Annotated in this window: 18 protein-coding genes and 1 pseudogene; 3 read left to right on the top strand and 16 right to left on the bottom strand. The window is 32.8% G+C overall.

Going from position 1 to position 24,422, the window contains the following annotated elements:
• Positions 1–119: 119 nt before the first annotated feature.
• The 3 genes from U9966_RS08090 to rng all read right to left on the bottom strand — a co-directional run bounded on the left by U9966_RS08090 (position 120) and on the right by rng (position 4,274).
• Complete coding sequence (locus tag U9966_RS08090) at positions 120–911, bottom strand: hypothetical protein (protein ID WP_306347915.1); 792 nt, start codon at positions 909–911, stop codon at positions 120–122.
• Positions 912–1,280: 369 nt separating this feature from the next.
• Positions 1,281–2,708, bottom strand: coding sequence for a DNA recombination protein RmuC (locus U9966_RS08095; RefSeq protein ID WP_306347793.1), 1,428 nt, complete (start codon positions 2,706–2,708; stop codon positions 1,281–1,283).
• 90 nt (positions 2,709–2,798) lie between these two features.
• Positions 2,799–4,274 (bottom strand): ribonuclease G, encoded by a 1,476-nt coding sequence (rng, locus tag U9966_RS08100; protein ID WP_306347782.1) that lies wholly within the window; start codon positions 4,272–4,274, stop codon positions 2,799–2,801.
• A gap of 172 nt (positions 4,275–4,446) precedes the next feature.
• Here rng and ycaO point away from each other — a divergent pair, with 172 nt between their 5' ends.
• From ycaO to U9966_RS08115, 3 genes are all read left to right on the top strand, one after another.
• Positions 4,447–6,210 (top strand): 30S ribosomal protein S12 methylthiotransferase accessory factor YcaO, encoded by a 1,764-nt coding sequence (ycaO, locus tag U9966_RS08105; protein WP_306347781.1) that lies wholly within the window; start codon positions 4,447–4,449, stop codon positions 6,208–6,210.
• A gap of 721 nt (positions 6,211–6,931) precedes the next feature.
• On the top strand, positions 6,932–8,056 hold the full coding sequence (locus tag U9966_RS08110; RefSeq protein ID WP_322631695.1) for an ISAs1 family transposase: 1,125 nt from the start codon (positions 6,932–6,934) through the stop codon (positions 8,054–8,056).
• Positions 8,057–8,673: 617 nt separating this feature from the next.
• Positions 8,674–12,405, top strand: a complete 3,732-nt coding sequence (locus tag U9966_RS08115; RefSeq protein WP_306347338.1) for a tyrosine/phenylalanine carboxypeptidase domain-containing protein — start codon at positions 8,674–8,676, stop codon at positions 12,403–12,405.
• Between the two features lie 183 nt (positions 12,406–12,588).
• Here the strand turns inward: U9966_RS08115 and U9966_RS08120 are convergent.
• The 13 genes and pseudogenes from U9966_RS08120 to U9966_RS08180 form a co-directional block, all read right to left on the bottom strand.
• Positions 12,589–13,056 (bottom strand): annotated as a pseudogene (locus tag U9966_RS08120) (5-formyltetrahydrofolate cyclo-ligase); the annotation flags it as partial.
• A gap of 115 nt (positions 13,057–13,171) precedes the next feature.
• Entirely contained in the window at positions 13,172–14,620 is a 1,449-nt protein-coding gene (gene gnd, locus U9966_RS08125; RefSeq protein ID WP_306347339.1) for a decarboxylating NADP(+)-dependent phosphogluconate dehydrogenase, read from the bottom strand.
• Between the two features lie 214 nt (positions 14,621–14,834).
• Positions 14,835–15,089, bottom strand: a complete 255-nt coding sequence (locus U9966_RS08130) for a type II toxin-antitoxin system RelE/ParE family toxin (RefSeq protein WP_306347397.1) — start codon at positions 15,087–15,089, stop codon at positions 14,835–14,837.
• A 33-nt stretch (positions 15,090–15,122) separates the two neighbouring features.
• Complete coding sequence (locus U9966_RS08135; protein ID WP_306347340.1) at positions 15,123–15,410, bottom strand: type II toxin-antitoxin system RelB/DinJ family antitoxin; 288 nt, start codon at positions 15,408–15,410, stop codon at positions 15,123–15,125.
• Between the two features lie 148 nt (positions 15,411–15,558).
• Complete coding sequence (locus U9966_RS08140) at positions 15,559–16,203, bottom strand: hypothetical protein (RefSeq protein WP_306347341.1); 645 nt, start codon at positions 16,201–16,203, stop codon at positions 15,559–15,561.
• Positions 16,200–16,901: a 6-phosphogluconolactonase gene (gene pgl, locus U9966_RS08145; protein ID WP_306347342.1), complete on the bottom strand. Its 702-nt coding sequence runs from the start codon at positions 16,899–16,901 to the stop codon at positions 16,200–16,202. Before pgl ends, U9966_RS08140 begins: the two co-directional genes overlap by 4 nt.
• A 5-nt stretch (positions 16,902–16,906) precedes the next feature.
• A complete protein-coding gene (gene zwf / locus U9966_RS08150; protein WP_306347343.1) occupies positions 16,907–18,391 on the bottom strand; it encodes a glucose-6-phosphate dehydrogenase in 1,485 nt (494 codons plus the stop codon).
• A gap of 66 nt (positions 18,392–18,457) precedes the next feature.
• Positions 18,458–19,255 carry a 3'(2'),5'-bisphosphate nucleotidase CysQ gene (cysQ, locus tag U9966_RS08155; protein ID WP_306347344.1) on the bottom strand — a complete coding sequence of 266 codons (798 nt, stop codon included), beginning with the start codon at positions 19,253–19,255 and terminating at the stop codon, positions 18,458–18,460.
• Between the two features lie 65 nt (positions 19,256–19,320).
• Positions 19,321–20,253 (bottom strand): CobW family GTP-binding protein, encoded by a 933-nt coding sequence (locus tag U9966_RS08160; protein ID WP_306347345.1) that lies wholly within the window; start codon positions 20,251–20,253, stop codon positions 19,321–19,323.
• A 79-nt stretch (positions 20,254–20,332) separates the two neighbouring features.
• On the bottom strand, positions 20,333–21,385 hold the full coding sequence (locus tag U9966_RS08165) for an NAD(P)-dependent alcohol dehydrogenase (RefSeq protein ID WP_090922525.1): 1,053 nt from the start codon (positions 21,383–21,385) through the stop codon (positions 20,333–20,335).
• Positions 21,386–21,519: 134 nt separating this feature from the next.
• On the bottom strand, positions 21,520–22,881 hold the full coding sequence (gene argH, locus U9966_RS08170) for an argininosuccinate lyase (protein ID WP_306347346.1): 1,362 nt from the start codon (positions 22,879–22,881) through the stop codon (positions 21,520–21,522).
• Positions 22,882–23,030: 149 nt separating this feature from the next.
• The gene (locus tag U9966_RS08175) at positions 23,031–23,363 is read right to left on the bottom strand and encodes a DUF1904 domain-containing protein (protein WP_211598472.1); all 333 of its coding nucleotides are present in this window, start codon (positions 23,361–23,363) and stop codon (positions 23,031–23,033) included.
• A 72-nt stretch (positions 23,364–23,435) separates the two neighbouring features.
• A complete protein-coding gene (locus U9966_RS08180; RefSeq protein WP_211598474.1) occupies positions 23,436–24,404 on the bottom strand; it encodes a putative transporter in 969 nt (322 codons plus the stop codon).
• Between the last annotated feature and the right edge of the window lie 18 nt (positions 24,405–24,422).

The raw sequence follows: 24,422 nt of genomic DNA on the forward strand, positions 1-24,422 counted from the left end.
CTTAAACATTTAATAAAGATTTTAACGATAAAAGATAAAAGATAAAAGATAAAAACAAATTAACCCAAACATACAATATTTGGGTTAATTTATTTGATTCTTATTTTTTGCTACAAATATTATGAAGCGTTAATAATATCAATTAATGTTCTTTTCTCATCTTTCGAGAAATTGATACTTTTTAATTTCTGACACAATAGTACACTGGTTTTTTGTGTTTTTGCTTGAATACCTAACAGATAGGTATTGTCATCATCTACGCTTAAAATAATAGGTTTACGACCTTCAAAATCAATTTCCATTTCAGTAGCATTACCATCGATATCAGTTGTATAAGTAATTAAATCTCCATCAATTTGTGCTGGAATTGAAACAAATTGCCACGGCTGATTAGCAGGTTCATTCATAATGTTTTTTAGACGTTGCTTCTTAGGAAGCCCTAGGAATGTAATAATTCCACCTAAAAACGCAAGTATCCCAATGATAGCCAATCCAATCGCTGTCATTATTCGGTTAGTCATTTTATTAATTGCCAAGTCAACATTCATATTACTTGGATCATCTTTTTGTACAATTATCTCAACGCGGTAATCATCACTGCTGAAATCAACAAAAGTAAAATCTCTCTCAACAATTTGTCCTTGATGGGCAATCTTTACATCACAGCTAGTAAGAAATCTTCTAGAACTACATTCACCACTCACATTTGCCATCGTGACAGGGACAGAATTATCGATTAATTCACGGTCTTTCAATATTCCTTGAGTCATAAAAAAAAGCATATACACAATGAAACCACCCACAAGAACGCCGACTAGTCCGATAATAATCGAATTTAGTAAGCCACCATCACCTGCATTCTCAAGTTTTAAATTACGTTGAGGCATATTTTGTTGTAATTTATTTAACACATTTTTCTCCTTAATTTATCCTATGTGAAAAGTTGATTAGTATTGATTAGTATTGATTAGTATTGATTAGTATTGATTAGTATTGATTAGTATTGATTAGTATTGATTAGTATTGATTAGTATTGATTAGTATTGATTAGTATTGATTAGTATTGTAACATACAAATATCCTTTCGTCTACAAATCTAAAATATTAAATTTGTAAATTTTAGATTTGATCTACCCGCTATACCTAACAATATTTTATGAGAACTTTTATATCGAGCAACGGGCGGATATACACAAAGACAACAACATAACTCATTTATTTTATTATATTTTAAGCATTACCTTTCTCTAATTTAAGTATAATTTAACCCTGACAATCAACTAAATCGAATTTTTTTCTTTCTCCTCAACCAATAATTCTAAACGAGTAGTATCAAAATCATTGGTCAATGGCTCTATTTGTGGTGGTTTATTTTGAATTGCTTTTGCAGAGAGACTTTGAAAACGTTCAACTTTCCCCACTAATCCACGCTGTCCAACAACAGATGTCACTGTATCATTATAGTGTTTATTCACTGTGGTTAATGTTTTTCCTAAGCTGTTTAAACGTTCCGCAATTACACAGACTTGATTATAAATATCCCCTGCTTTTTCACTGATTTCACGAGCTTCTGTATTGCCTCGTTCAATTCGCCATAAATTTGCCACAGTACGCAAAATGGGCATTAATGTCGTATGAGAAACTAAAATAACATTGCGTTCATAACCATAATTAAACAATTGAGGATCGTGCTTCATTGCTTCAATATAAGCAGGTTCAATGGGAACAAACATCAACACAAAATCAGGGCTGGTGATACCCAATAACTGACTGTAATTTTTCTTAGAAAGTCCATCAATATGAGAACGTAACGACTTACAATGTTCATTTAAGGCTTGAGTAATTGCAAAATGTTCATCTGATCGTACCGCTTGATCATAAGCCACCAAGGATACTTTGCTATCTAAAACAAGGTGTTTATTGTCTGGTAATTTAACCACAAAATCTGGTGCAAAACGTTTTCCTTCATCATTACGATAACTCTCTTGTTCAAGATAATGATGATCTTTTAATAATCCCGCAGACTGTAATGCACTTTCAAGCTGAATTTCACCCCAATTTCCCACTACTTTATTATTACCTTTTAATGCAGTTGTTAAATTCTGTGCTTCTTGTGACATTGAAAGACCAATATCCAATATTCGTTTAATTTCAGATTCTAAATTCGCATTCCCTTTTACAGACTCACTATGCACTTCATTAACACGTTTCTGAAACTGGTCGATCTGCTCTTTAAACGGTTTTAACAACAAATTCATTGAAGATTGATTATTTTCACTAAAGGATTTTGTTTTTTCATCTAAAATCTTTTGAGCAAGATGTTGAAACTCCGTATTTAACTGCTGTTTTACTTCCACAAAATTACGTTGCTGCTCTTCAAAATTTGCCTGTTTTTCATATAACGTAGTTCGTAGTTGAGTAAATTCTAACTGCTTTTGATGAAACTGAGCAGACAAGGATTGGTTATCTTGCTGTAACTCTTTAATCATAGCATCTCGCTCTTTCAAGCGTTCTATCGCCGATTCTAATTTTGCATTTTGCTGAATTGCCCATTGTTCAACCTGTGTTTTATCTTCAATACTCTCTTCATATTTCTGTGATAATGTTGTTAATTGCTGTTGTATATGATGACGACTGAAAAAAAGCCATATTGCAATCAAAATAACAACCGCCAAACTTCCGTATAACCAATAAAATTTTTCCACAATACTCAAAATTTGATCCTTTAATAAAAATAAATCGTGGGATCATACTAATAATCCCACTGTAGTATAAAATTACGCTAGTACTTATATGCTTTACATCACAACCACATCAAATTGTTCTTGGCTATAAAATGGTTCAATTCTAATATCTACTTTTTTATCAATAAAAACTTCTAATTCTGCCAATAATGCGTGGCTTTCTTCATTAATTAAATAATCCACCACATTTTTTGAAGCATAAACCACAAAACGCTCAGCTGAGAAAAGATGATGCACTCGTACAATTTCTCGCTGAATTTCATAACATACCGTTTCAACCGTTTTCTGTACTCCTTTTCCTTTACAAGAAGGGCAATCTTCACACAAAATATGCTCTAAACTTTCTCGGGTGCGTTTGCGGGTCATTTCAACTAAACCAAGCTGAGTAAAACCATTCACATTTGTTTTTACTCTATCTTTACTCAACGCATCTTCCAAAGATTGTAAAACTCGTTCTCTATGATCTTCATCTTGCATATCAATAAAATCAATAATAATAATTCCACCAAGATTACGCAACTGTAACTGACGAGCGATCGCTTTAGTTGCTTCAATATTGGTATTAAATACGGTTTGTTCGAGATTTCTATGTCCAACAAAAGCCCCTGTATTAATATCAATAGTCGTCATTGCTTCTGTTTGATCAATAATTAAATAACCACCTGATTTTAAATCAACACGTTTTTCTAATCCTTTTTGAATAGCTTCTTCAACACCATAAGCATCAAACAATGTTTGAGTACCACTATAAAGTTGTACATTCTGAGCCAACTCAGGCATAAATTCATTTAAAAATTCTTTTACTTGTTCATAAGTCGTTTTAGAATCAATAATCACCGCACTAATTTCTGTTCCTACAAAATCTCTTAGTACCCGTTGAGCTAATGCAACTTCACCATAAATCATTGATTTTACTTTATATTTTAATTTGCGTTCCATTACTTTACGCCACAGACGTTTTAAAAAAATGGCATCTTGTTGCAAACTCTCTTCTGACACATCTTCGGCTGCCGTACGAACAATAAAGCCACCCAGTTCATCACAGTAAGGCTCAACCAGTGCTTTCAAACGCTCTTTTTCTGATTCACTTTCAATACGTTGTGAAACACCCACGTGGCTATTTTCTGGCATAAAAACCAAATAACGAGAGGGTAAGGTAATATCAGTAGTTAATCTCGCTCCTTTTGTACCAATAGGATCTTTAACCACTTGTACGATAATACTCTGCCCTTCTCGTACTAATTCACTGATATCTTTAACAATAAATTGTTTCTTTTCACTTTCATCAATACATTCAGTGTGAGAAACAATATCAGAAGCGTGTAAAAAGGCGGCTTTTTCTAATCCAATATCCACAAAAGCAGACTGCATACCAGGTAATACTCGGGTAATTTTACCCTTATAAATATTCCCAACAATTCCCCGCTTTGACTCTCGTTCAATATGAACTTCTTTTAAAACACCATTTTCAACTAATGTTACACGAGTTTCACTTGGTGTTACATTGACTAATAATTCTGCACCATTCATTGTTCTATTCTTATTTAAAAAACTAATCTTCTAATTTTAACACTAAATATCATTATAGAGAGTAAAATTTACTTTGTATCTCACAATAAATTTGCTAATCTGCGATCCGTTTCACATAATTTTAATATATTGTAGATGTAATACCCAACTTCTACTAATAGGACAACAATCAATGACAATTCAAACCTTTATTTTAGGTAAAGACAAAGCGTTAGAAGACAGTATTAATACTTTTCAACATAAATTAACTCAACTTGGCTTTGATATCGAAGAAGTCTCTTGGCTCAATCCCGTACCTAATGTGTGGTCGGTGCATATTCGTGATAAACATTGCCCACAATGTTTTACCAATGGCAAAGGGGCAACTAAAAAAGCGGCATTAGCCTCTGCACTAGGGGAATTTTTTGAACGTCTTTCAACTAACTATTTTTGGGCGGATTTTTATTTAGGTCAGCAACTTGCAAACAGCGATTTTGTGCATTATCCCAATGAAAAATGGTTTGCAATTGAAAATGAACAGCAACTACCAAGCGGTCTGTTAGATCCTTATTTATGCAATTATTTTGATCCTGATAATGAACTCACACCCGATCTATTAATTGATCTACAATCTGGTAATGAAAAGCGTGGTATTGTCGCACTGCCTTATATTCGTCTTAGTGATAATAAAACCATTTATATTCCACAAAGTATTGTTGGCAACTTATTTGTATCTAATGGAATGTCTGCAGGTAATACGAAATTTGAGGCTCGTGTACAAGGGCTTTCAGAAGTTTTTGAACGCTATGTTAAACATAAAATTATTACCGAAGCCATCAGCTTGCCAGAAATTCCTCAAACTATTATAGATAGCTATCCTAATATCAAGGCATCAATCTCAAAATTGGAAGACGAGGGATTTCCAATCCTTTGTTTTGATGCTTCATTAGGTGGGCAATTCCCTGTCATTTGTGTGATTTTATTAAATCCACACAATGGTACTTGCTTCGCCTCGTTTGGTGGACATCCTAATTTTGAAGTCGCTTTTGAACGTACGGTAACCGAATTATTGCAAGGCAGAAGTTTAAAAGATTTAGATGTTTTCACTCCGCCCTCTTTTGATAATGATGATGTGGCAGAACATAGCAATATTGAAACGCATTTTATCGATTCAAGCGGTCTGATTTCGTGGGATTTATTCAAAAAAGATCCTGATCTTGATTTCCATCATTGGGATTTTTCAGGCTCAACCCAACAAGAGTTTGATAACCTAATGGCAATATTCAACCACCTTGAACAACCTGTTTATATTATGGACTATGAGCATTTAGGAGTTTATGCGTGCCGAATTTTAGCCCCGAGTATGTCTAATATTTACCCTGCTGATGATTTAATTTATGCCAATAATAATATGGGAATGCAGTGGCGTGAAATTTTATTGGATTTACCCAATTTCCATCATAACAAAGCCACTTATCAAGAATTACTAGAGCAACTTGACGAACAAGGTATTGATGATTTCACCCGTGTAAGAGAGTTTTTAGGCATAGCCGCAAATAAAGGTTCAGCACTACAAACCCTACGTATTGGTGAACTAAAATCAATGCTCAACCTCGCCATTGGCAACTTAGAAGAAGCCTTAGACTGGGCAAACTGGACAATAGATATGAACGCAACAGTATTCACTCCAGAAAGAAACAATTACTATCGTTGTTTAATTCAATCTATTGAACTCTTCTTAGATGAAGAGCGAGATCCTAAACAATATCAAACTGTCTTTGAAAAAATGTATGGAAAAGAGACGGTGGAATTTGTTTGGAATGCTGTTGCTGGGGGAAATCCATTCTACCAATGGACAGCCTCTGATGAAAATTTAACAGGTTTAACCTCTCATCAAAAATTACTTGAAGCGTATGCAAAAGTACAAAAAGCAAAGGTAAATCCGATTCAAAACTAGTTATTCAACCACAATTAAGCGGTAAGATATTGATCAAAATTTGCAAATTTTATTGAAAATCAACAAATTATAATATCGGGCTGTAGGGTGCGGATTAGTAAACATAGTTTACGTATATCCGCCCGTTGCTTAATCTTTAATTTTCCAAATATTTAAGATCAGATATAAAGCACAAATAACTCAGCTAATAATTTAGATTTTTACCATATCCTCCACATCTCCAACCCAAGAACTCAATTTTTCCATTTTGATCTGCTCTTTTACGGATTCCTGTTTTTTCATGTTTACAATATTTCTTTTCTTGCTTTTTTTGTAAAAATAACTATTTATAACTTCATTCACCTCAAATTCAGAAGTATAAAAACCCAAAGTATGCCTAGTTTTTTAGAAGAAAAAGACTGGAAGTAAAAATTGTAAAAATATTCTATATCCGTATCACTCGGTTTACAATGAAAGTTATTCTCAAAACTACAAAAGTATTCTATAACTTTTTACCACCACATTTGGCACACTTTTCTCCTATATCAATTTCAGGGAATTCTACTTTCAACTCCCCTGTCTCCCAATCAATCTTGCTATAACCTAGAAATTTTTTAACAACTCTTACTTTAAATTTTTCCTGTGCCTAAACATCCATCACACAGGGCAAGATCATTTTAAATTGAACTAAATACTATTTTTACGATCAGATCAGTAACAAATGTAAAAAAGGTTTACTGATATGACAAATAATTTTATTACTCACTTTTCAATTATCAAAGATCCTAGAATTGAACGATGTAAAAAGCATGCACTTATAGATATTTTATTTCTATCTATCTGTGCAGTCCTATCTGGTGCAGAAGGTTGGGAAGATATAGAAGACTTCGGTCACGTAAAACTAGACTGGTTGAGACGTTATTTACCTTTTCATAATGGAATTCCTAAACATGATACTATAGCAAGGGTAATGAGTCGCTTAGAACCTGAAGCTATTCAAACTTGTTTTATCAATTGGGTTAAAGAACTCATAACAGAAGTAGATGGAGAAATTATTGCCATTGATGGAAAAAGTGCAAGAGGCAGTTTTTCTACAAAAAATAGAAAAGATAGTCTACATATGGTTAGTGCTTGGAGTTGTGAAAATGGCTTAGTGTTAGGACAACAAAAAGTAGAGGGTAAATCAAATGAAATTACAGCAATCCCTAAACTATTAGATTTACTTGATGTAAAAGGAGCCACTATTACACTTGATGCAATGGGATGTCAGCATGCTATTATCAATAAGATTCATTCTAAAGGTGCGGATTATGTGGTGTCATTAAAAGGTAATCAAGGACAGTTAAATAAAGAAGTTAAGGCTTGGTTTCACAAATGTCATAGAGAACAGTTTGCAAATGTTGGTCATTCTATTTATGAGCATATTACTAGTGGTCATGGACGAATAGAAGAGCGAAGATGTATTCAATTAGAAATTGATAAAAATTGGCTTACAGAACATAAAAAATGGGCGAATATCCAAACCGTAATTTGTATAGAAGCTAAATGCCATATTGGTGAAAAAGTGACAATAGAAAACCGTTATTATATAAGTTCTCTTAGCCTTAATGCAGAAAGATTAAATAGTATTATTCGTAATCATTGGGCGATAGAAAATAGCTTACACTGGACTTTAGATATGACTTCCCATGAAGATAATTCAAGGATTAGGCGAGGGAATGCAGCTGAGGTAATGAATGCTTTTAGAAAACTAGCATTAAATATTGTTAAAACTGATACAACTCGTAAAGCAAGTATGAAACGTAAGCTAAAAATGGCTGCATTGGATGATAATTTTAGAGCTCAATTACTTCTAAATATAAATTAAAATGCTCTTGCCCTGATCCATCACACTGCTCCATTCTTATTTTTCCTAGACTCTTCGCATCAAGCATGCCAGAGACAAGAGCTATAACACCTATAATTATTAGAATTTCCATAAGTACCATCTTAAATTGATTTTTAAATCGAAAAAATGAAAATTATCCAAAAAACTATTGGATCTAAATATGAACATTCAGATATCTGGGCGAAATCATATTTAAAAAACATACATATTAATAAAATAATTCACCGTTTTGTGTTGACATATACTAATCTCAAAAACACACTTTCATCAGATCTTCATCCCAATACAATTAACCATTAGAATAGAAAAACTTTGAAACAATCCACTCTGGTGTTTCGAACGCAATGGCAAAACGTTCTTCAGACTGTAAGAAAAATTTTCTAGGTAATCAAATAGTGTGATTTACAGTCACGATTAGTGTGACTATAATGGTCTAATTTATGTAGACTATTTTAGGGTTAACCGCCGCAATAATTCATTATTCTCAATAACAGTATAATAATAGTAATGGAATCGAAGTCTTTTAAAAACACAGACTTGCCAAGTTTAATCACATAGCAAAGAATTTTATATCTAAAAGTAAATGGGGGGGTATTATGGAAGGGGTGAAAACTATAAAAATTTTTCTAGCATCTTCAAATGAATTAAAAAAAGATCGTGAAAATTTTGAGATATTTATCGGTCGCAAAAATAAGATTTATAACAATCAAGGTATTTTCCTAGAATTAAGAATTTGGGAGGATTTTAATGACTCGATATCGTCAACTAGAAAACAAAATGACTATAATGAAGCAATTAAAGATAGTGATATTTTACTGTGTTTATTTCATACAAAAGTTGGAAGATTTACGGAAGAAGAATTTGATGAAGCATTTTCTGAATTTAAGAGAAAGGGAAAGCCTGCTATCTACACTTATTTTAAAACTGAAGCAGTTAATTTGAATTCATTAAATAGAGAAGATATGAATAGTCTTTGGGATTTTCAGGAAAAACTTGCATCATTAGGGCATTTTTATACGTTGTATACTAATACTGATTATTTACTTAATCAATTTAGTAATCAACTAGAGAAGTATATAACTACACATCTTATTTGTCCGGCCAAAAGTACTTCTTCATTAATAAAAAATAGATATTTAAATTTAGTCCCACAATATAATTGTCACTCTTTACTTGGGAGAAAAGAAAAGCTAGATGAAATAGATACAGTTTTAATGGGATCAAAGAAATTAGTGATATTATCAGGAATAGAAGGAATTGGTAAGACAACTATAAGTTTAGCATATTGTAATACTTCTAACTTTATGGAGAAATATCACCATATTGCATGGGTCACAGTCAACGATAATTTACAAAGTGATTTGATGCATCAATTATCCAATAAGAAAACAGGGTTTGAGTATTCTGCAGATTTAGACCTTGAAAAGAATTTTTATAATTTAAAGACATCTTTATCAATGCTGGAAGGAAAGAATCTACTAATAATAGATAATGTTAATGATTCTCGACAATTAATGAATATTAAAAGTATGTTGGAGAGTTTACGTTGGAACATCCTTATTACTTCTAAAGCTGAATTTGATGAATGTGAAATTATTCATCTTGATACATTAAATTTTCAGGATTGTAAAAAACTATTTTTAGAATATTACAAAAAAAAGGACAGTAGTGATGAAGTATTAAAACTTATTTTTAAGGAAATTAATTATCATACTCTATTTATAATATTACTGGCTAAAGCTTTAAACAAGCATCCTCTTTCAAATATGAAAGGAATTAAAAATAATCAAGATGCAAGATATTTTTTAACCGAACAGCTACTCAAAAATAAAATTTCTATCAGTAATCCCAGTCTAATTAGTGCAGAAAATAACTTACTAGGCCATCTTATGGCTCTTTTTGATCTTGAGTCTTTAAGCCCAAATGAACAAAAATATTTAGTGTACTTTTCAGTTTTACCTTATAGCGATATATCTATTAATGATTTACTCAAGATTTTTCAAATAAAAGAAGAGAATCTGGTTGATTTTATAAATATTTTAAATGATTTAGTTATTAAAGGATTGTTGACACAAAATAATTTAGAAAATGAAATTGATATGGTTATTGCATATAAATGCCATCCATTAATTCAGGAAGTAGTTAGAGAGAAATTGGATATTTCTGCTAAGAATTTAAATGATTTACTTCAATTTTTTATAAATAAAATTGAAATAAGACCAGATACCAACTGGATAGAAAGTAAACCTTATATGACATATATTGATGAAATCATTATCAATATAAAGGAGTATAATTTCAATTATGCAAAACTTTTAAGAGAGTATGCACGACTACTTGAAAAGTTTAGCCTTTTTGAAAAAGCTATAAAATGTGCAGAAGACTCTTTGGCATTAATGGAAGTAGATAAAAGTTGTGATCAATTAGAAATTGCAAAAACATATATGGTGGTTGGAAATTGTTATTCTAGAAATGGATATTTTAATCAAGGATTAGAGAAACAATTAAAAACTAAGGACTTAATAGACAAATTAGAGAATCATCCTAATATAGAATTAGGACGATTATATATATTGTTGATGATAAATTATAGAGATCTAGCTGAGTATGATATGTCTGTTAAGTATGCTAGAAAAGCAATAAGTATATTAAAACAAGATAAAGAAATGGAATCTCAGTTAGAGTTAGCTCGAGCTTATGATCTTTTGGGTTTTACTTATAGTAAATGGGGGTTAAAGCTAAATGATAATAATAAATATCGGCTTGCTTTATTTTATCGGTTATTAGGTTTTAGAATTAGACGTAAGTATTTAGCTGAAGAACATCCATATTATGGCGGTTCATTAAATAATATAGGGAAGATGTATTTACAATTAAATAAACTTAATAAAGCCTCCAAATATCATAAAAAATCATTAGATAATAAAGTTAAAAATTATGGAGAATATCATCCATCAACAGCATTCGCATATAATAATTTGAGTCGAATATATTTACAAAAAAAGGATTTTGATATTGCTATGAAGTATTGCGATCAAGCAAGTCAATGTATAGAAGGAAAATTACATGAACATCATCCTCGTATAGCAATTAATAAAACAATCAGAGCAAAAATATATTTTTGTAAAAATGAACTGGATAAGGCATTAGAATATGTAGTGAAGGCATTACTAATCCAAAAAAAGATTCAAAAAAATACTAAAAATGCTGATTACCAAGAAGCGTTTATATTATGGCAAAAAATAAAGTTTGCTATTTTAGAAAGAGAGTATTGGGATTTTAAAAGAACAATAAATTTGATAAAAGATATTACTCCACTAAATCTCAATCAAGAAAAAGAGCAGTTTATTGCTAAATTTAGACAAAACCAAAAATATAATCCTATTTTTAAGTATTGTAATAGCAGGGATAATTCAGAGGTAATAGAAAAACTACAAATTTTTTATAAACAATTTTCAGATATAAACTTTTGTTTATCAGAACTGTATAAAATAAGTATCAATAAAGATATTGAATGGTTGACTCATTTTGAAAATAAAGGCGTGACATTCAATAATTGGTTATCATCACTTTATGGAAAGCCAAAAGATGAGGATATACAACAAGCATTAGATATTTTAAAAACATATAATTGTACGCTTAATAAGAATGAAGAGCAGATATCTGCGGTTGAGGCTCAAAGATTTATCACTTCTAAATTAGAGATGTGTGGATATAACTGGAAAGTAACAATTCAGAATATGTCGGCAAAAATGTCTGTTAGTAGCTTGGAACAAACCTTAAACATAAAAGATAGTGCTACATTTACTCTGAGTGAAATTGAGCGTTTATATGTTCATGAAATAGAAACTCATATATTACGAAATGAGAATGGAAAAAAACAAAAATATGAAATTTTTTCAATAGGTTTTCCAAATTATCTTGCTACAGAAGAAGGTTTAGCAACATTAGCTGAGGAGAGAAATCACTTAAGAAGTAAATATGATGAAATGAAATATGCTCTCAGACTTATTCTATGCGATAAGTGCTTAACAACCGATTTTTGGGATTTATTTATATTTGTAAAGCAATATATTACTAATGATAGTGATGCTTTTGATATGGTAGCAAGAATTAAAAGAGGCTTGGAAAATACGGCTTTATTCGGAGGATATACTAAAGATCAAGTTTATTTTTCTGGATATAATCAGCTAAAACTCTTACCTAATGAAATATTGAAAAAGCTATATATAGGTAAAGTTGGTATAGAAGATTTAGATTTACTTTTAAAACTTGATAGTAATGATTTAGATTATAATATAAAAATACCTGATTGGTTAGATGAATAGAATCCTTATACCGGATTATAAGTAATAAAATTTTAGTGATATATTTTAAGACTTAATCGCTACATTAAAAATTATTTTTAAAGTATCCCTTAAGCCTTGTTTAAATATAACGATATGGTAAGACCTACTTTGGGAAATTTCGGCATCATGAACAAAAAGGTAGATAAAAATAATATTTATTTTTTACTTTCCCAAAACAATATAATCCAGCGGCATATCCCAACTTTCAACAGGTAGTTTTTCTACTTGTTGGCACTGATGAGCCAGTCCTATACTAATTAAATTGGGAGGTGCTTGAGCAAAGGTTCGGTCATAAAATCCGCCTCCCATTCCTAAGCGATTGCCTTTTTTATCACAAGCGACTAAGGGGGAAAAAATGATGTCTAATTCACTTAATGGCAATACTTTTCTCACACCTAATTGGGGTTCAATAATACCAAAGCGGTTAGATCTTAATGATTTTTTGTAATTTTTATCATACTTAAGAAATAATAAATGTCCTTTTGAAAAAGGGTGTAATACGGGTAAGTAAATTTGTTTACCCTGCTCTAATAATTTATCCATCAAAGGTAATGGTGAAATTTCACCGTCAAAGGGCAAATAAAAGGCTAATTTTGTTACATTATATTTTCCAATTAAATCTAGGTTTTGTAAAAAATGTTCAATATCATACCGCTTGTATTACTTTAAACCGACTTTAATTATTTATAAAAAAGCGAGCAAATTTATTCTCTGCTCGCTATATTTAGTTTATTAAAATGAAATACTACACATCATAAGTGGTTGAAGCCACATCTCCGCCACGACCTGTCCAGTTAGTATGGAAGAATTCGCCACGAGCTTTGTCGATACGCTCATAAGTATGAGCCCCAAAGTAGTCACGTTGAGCTTGTAACAAGTTTGCTGGTAAACGTGCCGAAGTGTAACCATCTAAGAAGGTAATCGCAGATGTCATACAAGGCATTGGGATACCTGTTTCGATAGATTTCGCTACCACTTTACGCCAATCTGCTTGGCTATTTTCTAAAATATCTTTGAAATATTTATCTGAGCCTAAGAAAATTAAATCAGGGTTTGCTTCATAGGCATCACGGATATTCCCTAAGAATGCACTACGAATAATACAGCCTTCACGCCATAATAATGCCGTATTACCATAGCTAATATTCCAACCAAACTCTTCTGACGCTTGACGAATCAACATAAAGCCTTGTGCATAAGAGATGATTTTTGACGCTAATAATGCTTTACGAACGGCTTCAATCCACTGTGCTTTGTCGCCTTCTACTTTGCCCACAGTTTTGTTGAATAATTTTGACGCTTCAACACGTTGTTCTTTAAATGAAGACACACAACGAGCGAATACAGATTCAGTGATTAAAGTTAAAGGAATACCAAAGTCTAATGCATTGATACCTGTCCATTTACCTGTCCCTTTTTGCCCAGCAGTATCAAGGATTTTATCCACTAAACGGCTACCGTCTTCGTCTTTATAGCCTAAGATCTCTGCTGTAATATCAATTAAATAGCTGTCTAATTCTGTTTTACGCCATTCATTGAACGTCGCTTCTAATTCATCATCAGATAAACCTACGCCTTCTTTTAAGAATTGGTATGCTTCACAAATTAACTGCATATCGCCATATTCGATACCGTTGTGAACCATTTTTACAAAATGACCTGCACCGTCTTGACCAACCCAATCACAACAAGGTTCGCCTGCTGGCGTTTTTGCTGAAATAGCTTGTAACACAGGTTTAACAAAAGGCCACGCTTCTTCGTGACCACCTGGCATAATTGAAGGTCCAAATCTTGCTCCTTCTTCACCACCAGAAACACCTGTTCCAATAAAGCGAATGCCTTTTTCACGAAGTTCTACCACTCGACGGTTTGTATCTGGGTAGTTTGAGTTACCGCCATCAATGATGATATCGCCTTCGTCTAAGTATGGTACTAAGCTGTTGATAAATTTATCAACCACTTCGCCTGCACGCACCATCAACATAATACGGCGTGGTTTTTCTAATTTATCCGCCAAATCTTGCAAAGAATACGCACCAATAATATTCGTACCTTTCGCTTCGTTATTTAAGAAATCATCGACTTTTGAAGTGGTACGGTTATACGCTACCACTTTAAAACCGTGATCGTTCATATTTAAAATTAGGTTTTGTCCCATTACGGCTAAGCCAATAACACCAATATCACCTTTCATTTTTGCTCCTCGTTTTGTTTGAAGTTTAAATTTGTTTCCCTTTAAGCAGTATGATCCTTATCAAAATTTGCAAATTTTTGTAATAATGTGACCGCTTGTTTAATTCTTTTGTAGGGGAGGATTAGGCATAGCCGTATATCCTCCCACTTTTGTAAATTTACTAATTAACGGAAGGATATTTCACTCGCTCTGCGAGTTCAATCCTCCCCTACAATTATTTAAAAACCTGTGAATGTGTACCAATACGAGAAAGATACAAATAATCATCATCAATTTTGTAAATCAATACTAAATCGTTAAAAATATGACAATCTCTAAAACCATCCATATTACCACTTAATGCGTGATCTCTATATTCTACTGGTAAGGGATAAGAATGTTGTAATAGATACATTACCTCAATAAATTCAGGTGTTAAACATTTTTTAGCACCCAATTTTTTGAAATCACGTTGAAAATCTTTTGTCATTACTGTTTTTAACGGCTTTCTATTTTTCAAAATTTAGCCCTTACATTGTCTCAATAATGCGTCTGTCAAAGTTTCATCATCTCTAACATCAACCATTTCGAAATCGCCATTTTCAATATCTTGTATTGATCTTAACGTTCTCGCATTCGGTTGATGATAATCCAAATTTACAGGAATGGTTTTAGTATGAGCGATTTCATTTAAAAACATATTCATTACCTGTGAAGGTGTTAAGCCATATTGTGCAATCACATCAAACGCTTGGTTTTTTATACTTTCAGGTACTCTAAAACTAAATGCTGAATTATTTACTGTTGCCATTTTTTTATTCCCTTTTGTATTTCAATGTAATACATCAATATTAGATCAAAAAGTATTTCAATGCAATACAATTATTTTAACTTTAGTAATTCAATTTTATTAAAATTTGTAAATTATAAGAAAAATATTACCATCCATTTGAGTTTTATTAAAAAATAATTTTCTTATCTATCAATTGAGTTTTATTTTCTTGATACCAATTAACATATTTTAATAGTTTAGTTCTTTGATCAATTTTATAAAATAAAAAGATTTCAGGAATAGCAATAAAAAGTATATATGGAATCAAAAATTCTGTACTGTTAAAAGTTAATTTAGAATAATAAAGAATAGATACACATATTCCTATAAAAATCAGGTAGTAAATTAAAAGAAAAACAAAACCAATTGCAGAATAAACATAAATACTATACCTTTTCTTTTCTATATCTTTATAATTTTTATCTAAAAATCCAAATTTATATAAAAAATTCAGTCTATTAAAATCATTCAAACCAATTTTTTTATTTTCTAAACAATTACATATTCTATCAAAATCAACACCTTTAAAATACGAAACCCTTTCACAAGCTAAGTCTTTAATAATTTGTGGTTTCTGCTTCAAATCATCTAACTCACAATTCAATTTGATAAGCTGTTCATAATCTTGAATAGCTAAAAGTAATTTTTCTTTTTTTTGAAAATCAATATATTTTTTCAAATAGCATATTGTTAATAAAGCAACAACGGTAACCGCTATAATAAAAGCATTTTGACCTAACCCTAATAAAATGACTTTAACTAATTCATTCATAACAACAACTCCCCCGCCTCTTTATCCAAATACCACTCTGTATTTCCATTACTTGCTTTAATTCTAGCCGCTGGATAGCTTTGTGCTTTTGGATCATTTGCAAAAATTTGTTTGATTATAACCGCTTTACTTTGTCCTGTTACAAGGTAAGTAACTCGTTTTGCTTTTTCAATCAATTTTGCTGTTTTTGAAATGCGTAATTGTTTTGTTTCAGGGTGTTCTGCAATTATTACTAAACGCTCATCATCAAAATCAGTTTGATTTGGGAATAATGAAGCCGTATGTCCGTCTGTTCCCATTCCTAAAATAATCCAATCAAATTTTTGGTTTGGTACGCAATCTTTGATCTCTTGTTCAAAGCGGATTAACTCAGCTTGAACTTCTTGTTCCCCCTGAATACGATGAATATTTTCAGTAGGAATATCAATATGATCAAATAATAACGCCTGTACTTCGCCATAATTACTTTCAGGATCAGTTGGTTCAACCATTCGCTCATCACCCCACCAAAAATGTAAATTTTTCCAATTTATTGCAGTGTTATAAGGCGGTTGAGCGAGTATTTTAAACAATAATTTTGGCGTACTTCCACCTGAAAGCGAGATATGAACAGGCTCGCCTTGTTCACTGTATGCTTTAAATTCTTGTGCGATCTTTTCTACCGCTTGCTGGGCTGAATCAAAAATAATTTTATTCATTACTGTTATACCTTTTTCTTCATTTTACCTGATGGACGACGCCATACTTTGCCTTCTTTGGCAATTAAACGATCCGCTTCTTTTGGTCCCCAAGTACCTGCTTCGTAATCGTAAACTCGTCCTCCTGCTTTTTTATAAGCTAAGATTGGCTCAACGAATTTCCAACATGCGTGAACAGCATCGGTACGTGCGAATAAGGTTGCATCACCTTTCATTGCATCTAATAGTAAACGTTCATAAGCGGTTAAAAGATTTGGCGAGGCTAAGTCAGCATATCTGAAATCCATTGAAACTTCTTTTGACTCAAACCCTGAACCCGGTTTTTTCAAACCAAAACGCATTGAAACACCTTCATCTGGTTGAATGCGAATAATCAATTTATTATCGGGTGCGTTTTGACTAAACACTGGGTGAGGGGTCGTTTTAAAGTGAATAACGACCTCTGTTACCCGTGCTGGTAACATTTTTCCTGAACGAACATAGAAAGGGACGCCTGCCCAACGCCAGTTATCAATTTCACAGCGTAATGCCATATAGGTTTCTGTATTTGAATCTGCAGGAACACCTTTTTCTTCCAAGTAGCCTTTTACTTGCTTGCCGTTAATTTCTGCTCGAGTATATTGCCCTAAAACTAAATTATGCTTCACGGCTTCTTCACTTAATGGGTGTAAACAATGTAATACTTTTGCGACTTCATCACGCATTGAGTTTGCGTTAATAATTGCTGGAGGTTCCATTGCAACCATTGCTAATACTTGTAATAAATGGTTTTGGAACATATCTCGCATTGCACCTGAGCCATCATAATAGCCACCACGATCACCCACGCCAATAGTTTCAGCCCCTGTGATTTCAATATAATCAATAAAATTTCTGTTCCAAAGCGGTTCAAATAAGCCATTTGAGAAACGTAATACTAATAAATTTTGGACGGTTTCTTTGCCTAAATAGTGATCGATACGATAAATTTGATGTTCTTCAAAATAATGATGAATTTGAATATCTAATTCTTTTGCAGTATGAATATCATAACCAAAAGGCTTTTCAACAATTAAACGTTTCCAACCATTCTGTTCGGTATTTAAACCGTGAGCAGCGAGACATTCGGGAATAATGCCATATAAACTTGGCGGAGTTGAAAGATAATAAAGGGTATTTCCTTCCGTTTGATAACGCTGATGAAGATCATCCAAACGAGGAATAAGTTTACCATAATCTATCACATCAGAAGTATTAACCGATTGATAATAAAGATGTTTGCAAAAATTATCTAACATCTCACCGCTTGTATGCCCTGCCTCAATTAATGCACCATACATTTTTTCTCGAAATGTTTCATCACAAAAGTCACTACGTGCTACCCCTAAAACAGAAAAGTTTTCTGTTAACTGCCCGACTTTATATAAATCATAAAGTGCTGGTATCAATTTACGGTAGGTTAAATCTCCTGATGCACCAAAGATTACAATACAATTATTATCTGCTTTCATTATTTACCTCGACTATGTTTATTTTCAGCTACTATGACATACTTTTATAAAAATGATTAGTTGATATTAACTATTAAACTGATACATTTTTTGCCAATTTATTTTTTTATTTCCCACCATTAAAAAGGGAGGATTAATAAGGGTTTCCCGTTGATTATAGGTTAAAGGTTCAAAATTAAGATTATAAATTTCACCGCCAACTTCAGAAAGGATAACCTCTGCCGCTGCGGTGTCCCATTCTCCTGTTTTACCAAAACTTATATAACAATCTGCTTTTCCTTCTGCAACCAATCCTGCTTTTAAACTGCTAGAACCACAGCGTAAAAATTCAAAAGGATGTTGAATGCTATTTTTTATTTTGGTGTGTTTTCCACTTCCTACAGCAATAATTAAGCGGTCAGATCTTTCCAACTTTTTGCAATTTTTTTCTAAACGATGAGCTTCACCTTTTTCAATTAAAAAAGCCCCTTGATTTTCCATTGCATAATAGGTTTTATCCAAAATAGGGGCGTGAATAATCCCTAAAACAGGTTTATTGTGACGCACTAATGCTATCATTATCGAAAAATGGTCTGTTCTATCAATAAATTGTTGTGTGCCATCGAGAGGATCGACTATCCAATATTCATTCCATTTTTCACGTTCAGAAAGGGGATATTGACAATTTTCTTCAGATAAGATGGGAATATTTGGGGTAAGTTTGGATAATTCTTCAATTAAAAATTTACTAAGGAATAGATCGGCTTCAGTCACGGGGCTACTATCTGGCTTTATCGTTATTTCCACAGATTTTGTATAAAACTCTGCTAAATGACGACCAGCTTGATACACAATATCTAAAAGAGATTGGTTCAATTGCTGCATTATCTACTCCTTCTTTAGTATAAATTTGGGGAATAGTGTGATTGTAAACTATTTTTTGCAAAAAATTAACTTATAAATAACTGCTGAATAACATCTCTACTTAATTGCTGACCTATTACCACAATACGTTCATCTGGCATTGATTCACAACCAGTAATGGTATATTGACTTTCCACTATATCAAATTTCATCCAAACATCTGCAATTTCAGCATAGCCTTTTACTCGTGCAATTTTTCCACATAGCCCTGTGGTAAGCCAAAATAATCTATCTGCAAGTTGGTCAATATTCTGAATATTATGAGACGAGAAACTGATATTTTCTAATGGATCGACTTTTGCATCTTCTTGACGAAAAAAACGATACTTTACTTTATTCTCTTTTTGTTGAATTTCAATACCTTTTTCTAATAGTGAATGCCAGTTTTCTTTATGCCAAGTGCTATAATGTGAATCAAAAAATTCCACATTATTTGTAAATTTTAATGAAGATCTTACCGCTTCAAAATCACTTTTTGAAAAAGTTTCTGATTTACTGACAACGACCGTACCTGCTGTATTAAGTTGATCTTGAAAATACTCAGGAAAATGTTGTTTACTCTCTTGATAGTGACGACCATCGACAATAGTAATCGGGGCAACAAGAGAAATATCCTCATAGACAATACGATTAAGCTGTTCAAGAATTTTACTTGGCATTGCCACACCACTTGGCTCAATCAATAAATAATCTGGGTTAAGGGTGTTTGCAATAGTGAGAACCGAATAACTAAAATCTAAATTTAACGAGCAACAGATACAGCCTTCGGTTAATTCCCAAACTTTCATATCTACGTCTTTATTTTGGCTTTGCTCTTGTTTTAGCAGTTCACCATCTAACCCTAATTCACCAAATTCATTTTCTAAAATCACGAACTGACGACCAGTCTGTTTAACCATATCTTTAATGAAAGAGGTTTTACCTGCACCTAAAAATCCTGAAATAACGAGTATTTTCATTTAATCACTTCTACATTCAACATAAATAATTAGGGCAGATATATCAATCCGCCCCTTATCATCAACATTCAATAATAAATTATAAAACAACTACTGGTTTAATCAGATCAGCTGGTTTATCTTTCATTAATAGCAATGCTTCTTCAACGTGTTCAAAGCCTTTGAATTTATGGGTTAATAATGGTTTAACATCTAATTTACCACATTCAATTAAGCTGGCTAATTTTTCAAGACGTAAACGTCCCCCTGGCATTAAACCACCATTGATTTGTTTATGACCCATACCTACACCCCAAGTTTCACGTGGAATATTAATGCTTGCACCACGACCTAAGTAGTTTACGTTACCGATTTTACCACCCGGTTTTAACACATTGATAATGGGTGCAAAAGTATCAACTGTACCACCAGCAATAATAGCTTTATCGACACCTTTACCATTCGTCATTTTCATTACTTGCTCATCAATTGGCTCGTGATAACCGATAAAATCAGTTGCACCATAACCTTTTGCAGCTTTTCTACAATTTTCACGAGTACCTACACAAATAATACGTGAAGCACCTCTTAATGCAGCTCCTGCTACAGCCATTAAACCAACTGGTCCAATACCTACAACTAATACTACATCACCAAACTGAACATCAGCAAGTTCAACACCGTGAAAACCTGTTGGCACCATATCTGATAACATACACGCTTCTTCTGGAGGAATTGAATCGGGTAAGTGAGCAAGGTTAGCATCCGCGTGGTTTACGTGGAATAATTCACCAAATACGCCATCTTTAAAGTTTGAGAATTTCCAACCTGAAAGCATTCCACCTGAGTGCATAGGGAAACCACCTTGTGCTTCCACTGTTCCCCAGTCTGGTGTAATAGCAGCAACCATTACACGATCACCTTTTTTAAAGTCTTTCACTAATTCACCGACTTCTTCTACCACACCACAGGCTTCGTGACCAAGAATCATATTCTCTCTTTCACCAATAGCACCTTCCCATACGGTATGGATATCTGAGCTACAAGGCGACACTGCCAAAGGGCGAACGATTGCATCCATAGGACCACATTTTGGTGCCTCTTTCTCAATCCAACCAGTTTCACCAATTTTTAACATTGCAAAACCTTTCATTTTAGTTCTCCTATAAAGTTAATATTAAAAATAATTACTAATACGAATTATACTCTTTTGGAAAACCAAATCACGTTTTTTTTACTCCATTTGGCGTAAAAATTTGGTTAAAAATGTTAATAATTTTTACTTTTTTAAATCGCTTTTTCAATAGCTTCTGCAATACGTTGAGAATTAACACCACCTTTCGCACAGCGTTTTTCTAAACAAGACTCAATAGAAAGAATAGGATAGACATCATCAGCAATCACGGTATGAAATTGTTGAAATTCATCAAGGGTTAATTCCTCTAATGCTTTTGCATTTTTTATAGCATAAACCACCGCTTCTCCAACAATATGGTGAGCCTCACGGAAAGGAATACCTTTGGCGACTAAATAATCCGCTAATTCTGTGGCATTGGCATAGCCTTGTTTTGCTGCTTCTAATGTTCGTTCAGTATTTATTTTAATATCATCCAACACTAACGTTGCCATATCTAAACAAGCAAGCCACGTATCAACAGTATCAAAAATACCCTCTTTATCTTCCTGCATATCTTTATTATAAGCAAGAGGCAACCCTTTAATTGTTGTTAACAACCCTGTTAATGCTCCAATAACTCGCCCTGTTTTACCACGAATAAGCTCGCAAGCATCAGGATTTTTCTTTTGTGGCATAAGTGAAGAGCCTGAAGTGACACGATCCGCCAATTCAATAAAATTGGCTTCACCGCTGTTAAAAATAATTAAATCTTCTGAAAAACGTGAAAGGTGTACCATACTAATAGAGGCAACAGCAAGTAATTCTAAAATATGATCACGATCCGATACACTGTCTAAACTATTATTTGTTGCACTTGCAAAGCCTAAATCCTGTGCCAATTTTTCACGATCAATCGGATACGCAGTCCCCGCCAATGCTCCACAACCTAACGGGCAAGTATTCATTCTATTATAAGCATCTTCTAAACGAGAATAATCACGTGCCAACATTTCATAATAGGCTAAACACCAATGAGCAAAAGTCACAGGCTGGGCACGTTGTAAATGGGTATAACCCGGCATTACTGCATTTTGATGATTTTTTGCAGTTGTGACTAATTTTTGTTGTAAACCACGAATGCTATGTTGCAATAATTTAACTTGAGCTTTGCACCATAATTTAATATCTAACGCCACTTGGTCATTACGGCTTCGTCCTGTATGCAATTTTTTACCCAAATCACCTAATTTTTCAATCAGTTTTAACTCTACCCAACTATGAATATCTTCATTATCATCTTGTAAAATCACCTTCAAATTTGGTGCTAATTCAGTGTGTAATTCTTGTAGTGCTTGAATTAATTTCTGTTCTTCCTCTTTGGTAATAATGCCCACTGATGCAATCGCCTTTGCCCAACCAATCGAGCCTTCAATATCTTGCAACCCTAAACGATAATCAAAACACAAAGAATCATTAAAAAGTTTAAACCGTTGATCTGCTGATTCACTAAAACGTCCACCCCAAAGTGCCATAATTTTTCCTTTATTTTTTATTAAATTAATTTAAAAGCAAATTTTTATATAGTTGCTTTTCTTTTTAGTCAATTACAATATTACATTATTTTTTTATCAAATAAAGTAGTAAAATCTTAACAAGATCATACCGCCTACAAGTTTAGTATTTACCCAAAAAACTCACCATTTTCACAGTAATTATCTCCTGTTAGAGGGAAGAAAATTATAGTGCAGTCTTTGTTATTGTTAATACGTTTAATCAATTTAGTCAGAAAATCAGCCGTCTGCTTTTTCACTTCTTCGCCTCGATCAAACCAATAAAGCTCAATAAAAGTAAAGCCTTCAACGATTTTTCCATCAAAAATATACTCGGTTGGATAATGCTCTAAGGTAAACCAATCACGATCGCAACCAATGATTTCCGTTAAACCATCAATGATTTCTTTGCTGTTTTCAACAATTAAATTTTTCTCAATTCCACGAATTTTTAAATGTGGCATCGTTTTGCTCCTTTGGGATTTTATAAAATAGTTCCGTCATTATATTTCAAATTTGCCTATTTCTTAATACATTTAGTGAATATTTTCTTCAAAGGCTTTTAAACGTTTTCTGATCGACATTAACTCAACGACCGATCCCCACGAATAAACAAAGAATTGGAATGAACCTTCCACTTGATTAAATGCACGAGTAATTTGTTTAAATACACCTAATGTAATCACACCCGCCACAATAGTTGGAGCAAGCACGATGTAAGGTACCATTACATCAAACTGAATATACGACCATTTCGCCATATCAAAATAAAAATAATTCCAATATAGTTTAAAATAGTTCTTACGCACATCTTTATATAAATTTTTAACGGTAACAGGATCTGCTCGATTAGGATCGTCTTCGCCATAAACCAATTCTTTACGATAAGCAGCTTCCACTTTTTGATTATTAAACTCTAAACCCGGTAATTTAATACCGACTAACGCAAGCAATAGCGTTCCGCCCAGAGAAAATAAAATCGCCACATAAATCAAACCGTGACTGACTTCACCAATTAGAGGGTAAGTTGTGATTTTTTTGCTTAATTCCCAAAGTAATGGAAGAAAAGCGAACAGTGTCATTAAAGAGTTGATAAAACTAATGCCGAGTGATTCAACAATTTTAGCAAAACGCATCGTATCTTCTTGAATACGCTGTGAAGCCCCTTCAATATGGCGTAATTTATCCCAATGAGACATATAATAATCATTCATTGCAGTACGCCAACGGAATACGTAATGTCTGGTAATAAATTCTACTACCACAGAAAAAATAATATAAATACCAGCAATTTTAATGTAGGAAAATATTTCGAGCATTACATCAGATAATGGTACTGAATTGGGTTTAGTTAGCACATCTTGAATAGTATCAAAAAACTCTCCATACCATTCATTTATCAATACTTGAACGCTAACTTGATACCAACTTGCCGCCAATAAAAAAATACTTCCTAGAACAGACCAAGGTAAATATTTTTTGTCTAGAAAAAAGGATTTAAACATTATAAAAATCTCATATAA

The organism is Pasteurella atlantica, from assembly GCF_963693435.1.
GTDB lineage: Bacteria > Pseudomonadota > Gammaproteobacteria > Enterobacterales > Pasteurellaceae > Phocoenobacter > Phocoenobacter atlanticus.

What these genes read in the sequence shown, in the direction of transcription:
- rng (WP_306347782.1), bottom strand. Translation starts at nt 4,274, where the DNA reads ATGAATGGTGCAGAATTATTAGTCAATGTAACACCAAGTGAAACTCGT.
- ycaO (WP_306347781.1), top strand. Translation starts at nt 4,447, where the DNA reads ATGACAATTCAAACCTTTATTTTAGGTAAAGACAAAGCGTTAGAAGAC.
- U9966_RS08110 (WP_322631695.1), top strand. Translation starts at nt 6,932, where the DNA reads ATGACAAATAATTTTATTACTCACTTTTCAATTATCAAAGATCCTAGA.
- U9966_RS08115 (WP_306347338.1), top strand. Translation starts at nt 8,674, where the DNA reads ATGGAAGGGGTGAAAACTATAAAAATTTTTCTAGCATCTTCAAATGAA.
- gnd (WP_306347339.1), bottom strand. Translation starts at nt 14,620, where the DNA reads ATGAAAGGTGATATTGGTGTTATTGGCTTAGCCGTAATGGGACAAAAC.
- U9966_RS08130 (WP_306347397.1), bottom strand. Translation starts at nt 15,089, where the DNA reads ATGACAAAAGATTTTCAACGTGATTTCAAAAAATTGGGTGCTAAAAAA.
- U9966_RS08135 (WP_306347340.1), bottom strand. Translation starts at nt 15,410, where the DNA reads ATGGCAACAGTAAATAATTCAGCATTTAGTTTTAGAGTACCTGAAAGT.
- U9966_RS08140 (WP_306347341.1), bottom strand. Translation starts at nt 16,203, where the DNA reads ATGAATGAATTAGTTAAAGTCATTTTATTAGGGTTAGGTCAAAATGCT.
- pgl (WP_306347342.1), bottom strand. Translation starts at nt 16,901, where the DNA reads ATGAATAAAATTATTTTTGATTCAGCCCAGCAAGCGGTAGAAAAGATC.
- zwf (WP_306347343.1), bottom strand. Translation starts at nt 18,391, where the DNA reads ATGAAAGCAGATAATAATTGTATTGTAATCTTTGGTGCATCAGGAGAT.
- cysQ (WP_306347344.1), bottom strand. Translation starts at nt 19,255, where the DNA reads ATGCAGCAATTGAACCAATCTCTTTTAGATATTGTGTATCAAGCTGGT.
- U9966_RS08160 (WP_306347345.1), bottom strand. Translation starts at nt 20,253, where the DNA reads ATGAAAATACTCGTTATTTCAGGATTTTTAGGTGCAGGTAAAACCTCT.
- U9966_RS08165 (WP_090922525.1), bottom strand. Translation starts at nt 21,385, where the DNA reads ATGAAAGGTTTTGCAATGTTAAAAATTGGTGAAACTGGTTGGATTGAG.
- argH (WP_306347346.1), bottom strand. Translation starts at nt 22,881, where the DNA reads ATGGCACTTTGGGGTGGACGTTTTAGTGAATCAGCAGATCAACGGTTT.
- U9966_RS08175 (WP_211598472.1), bottom strand. Translation starts at nt 23,363, where the DNA reads ATGCCACATTTAAAAATTCGTGGAATTGAGAAAAATTTAATTGTTGAA.
- U9966_RS08180 (WP_211598474.1), bottom strand. Translation starts at nt 24,404, where the DNA reads ATGTTTAAATCCTTTTTTCTAGACAAAAAATATTTACCTTGGTCTGTT.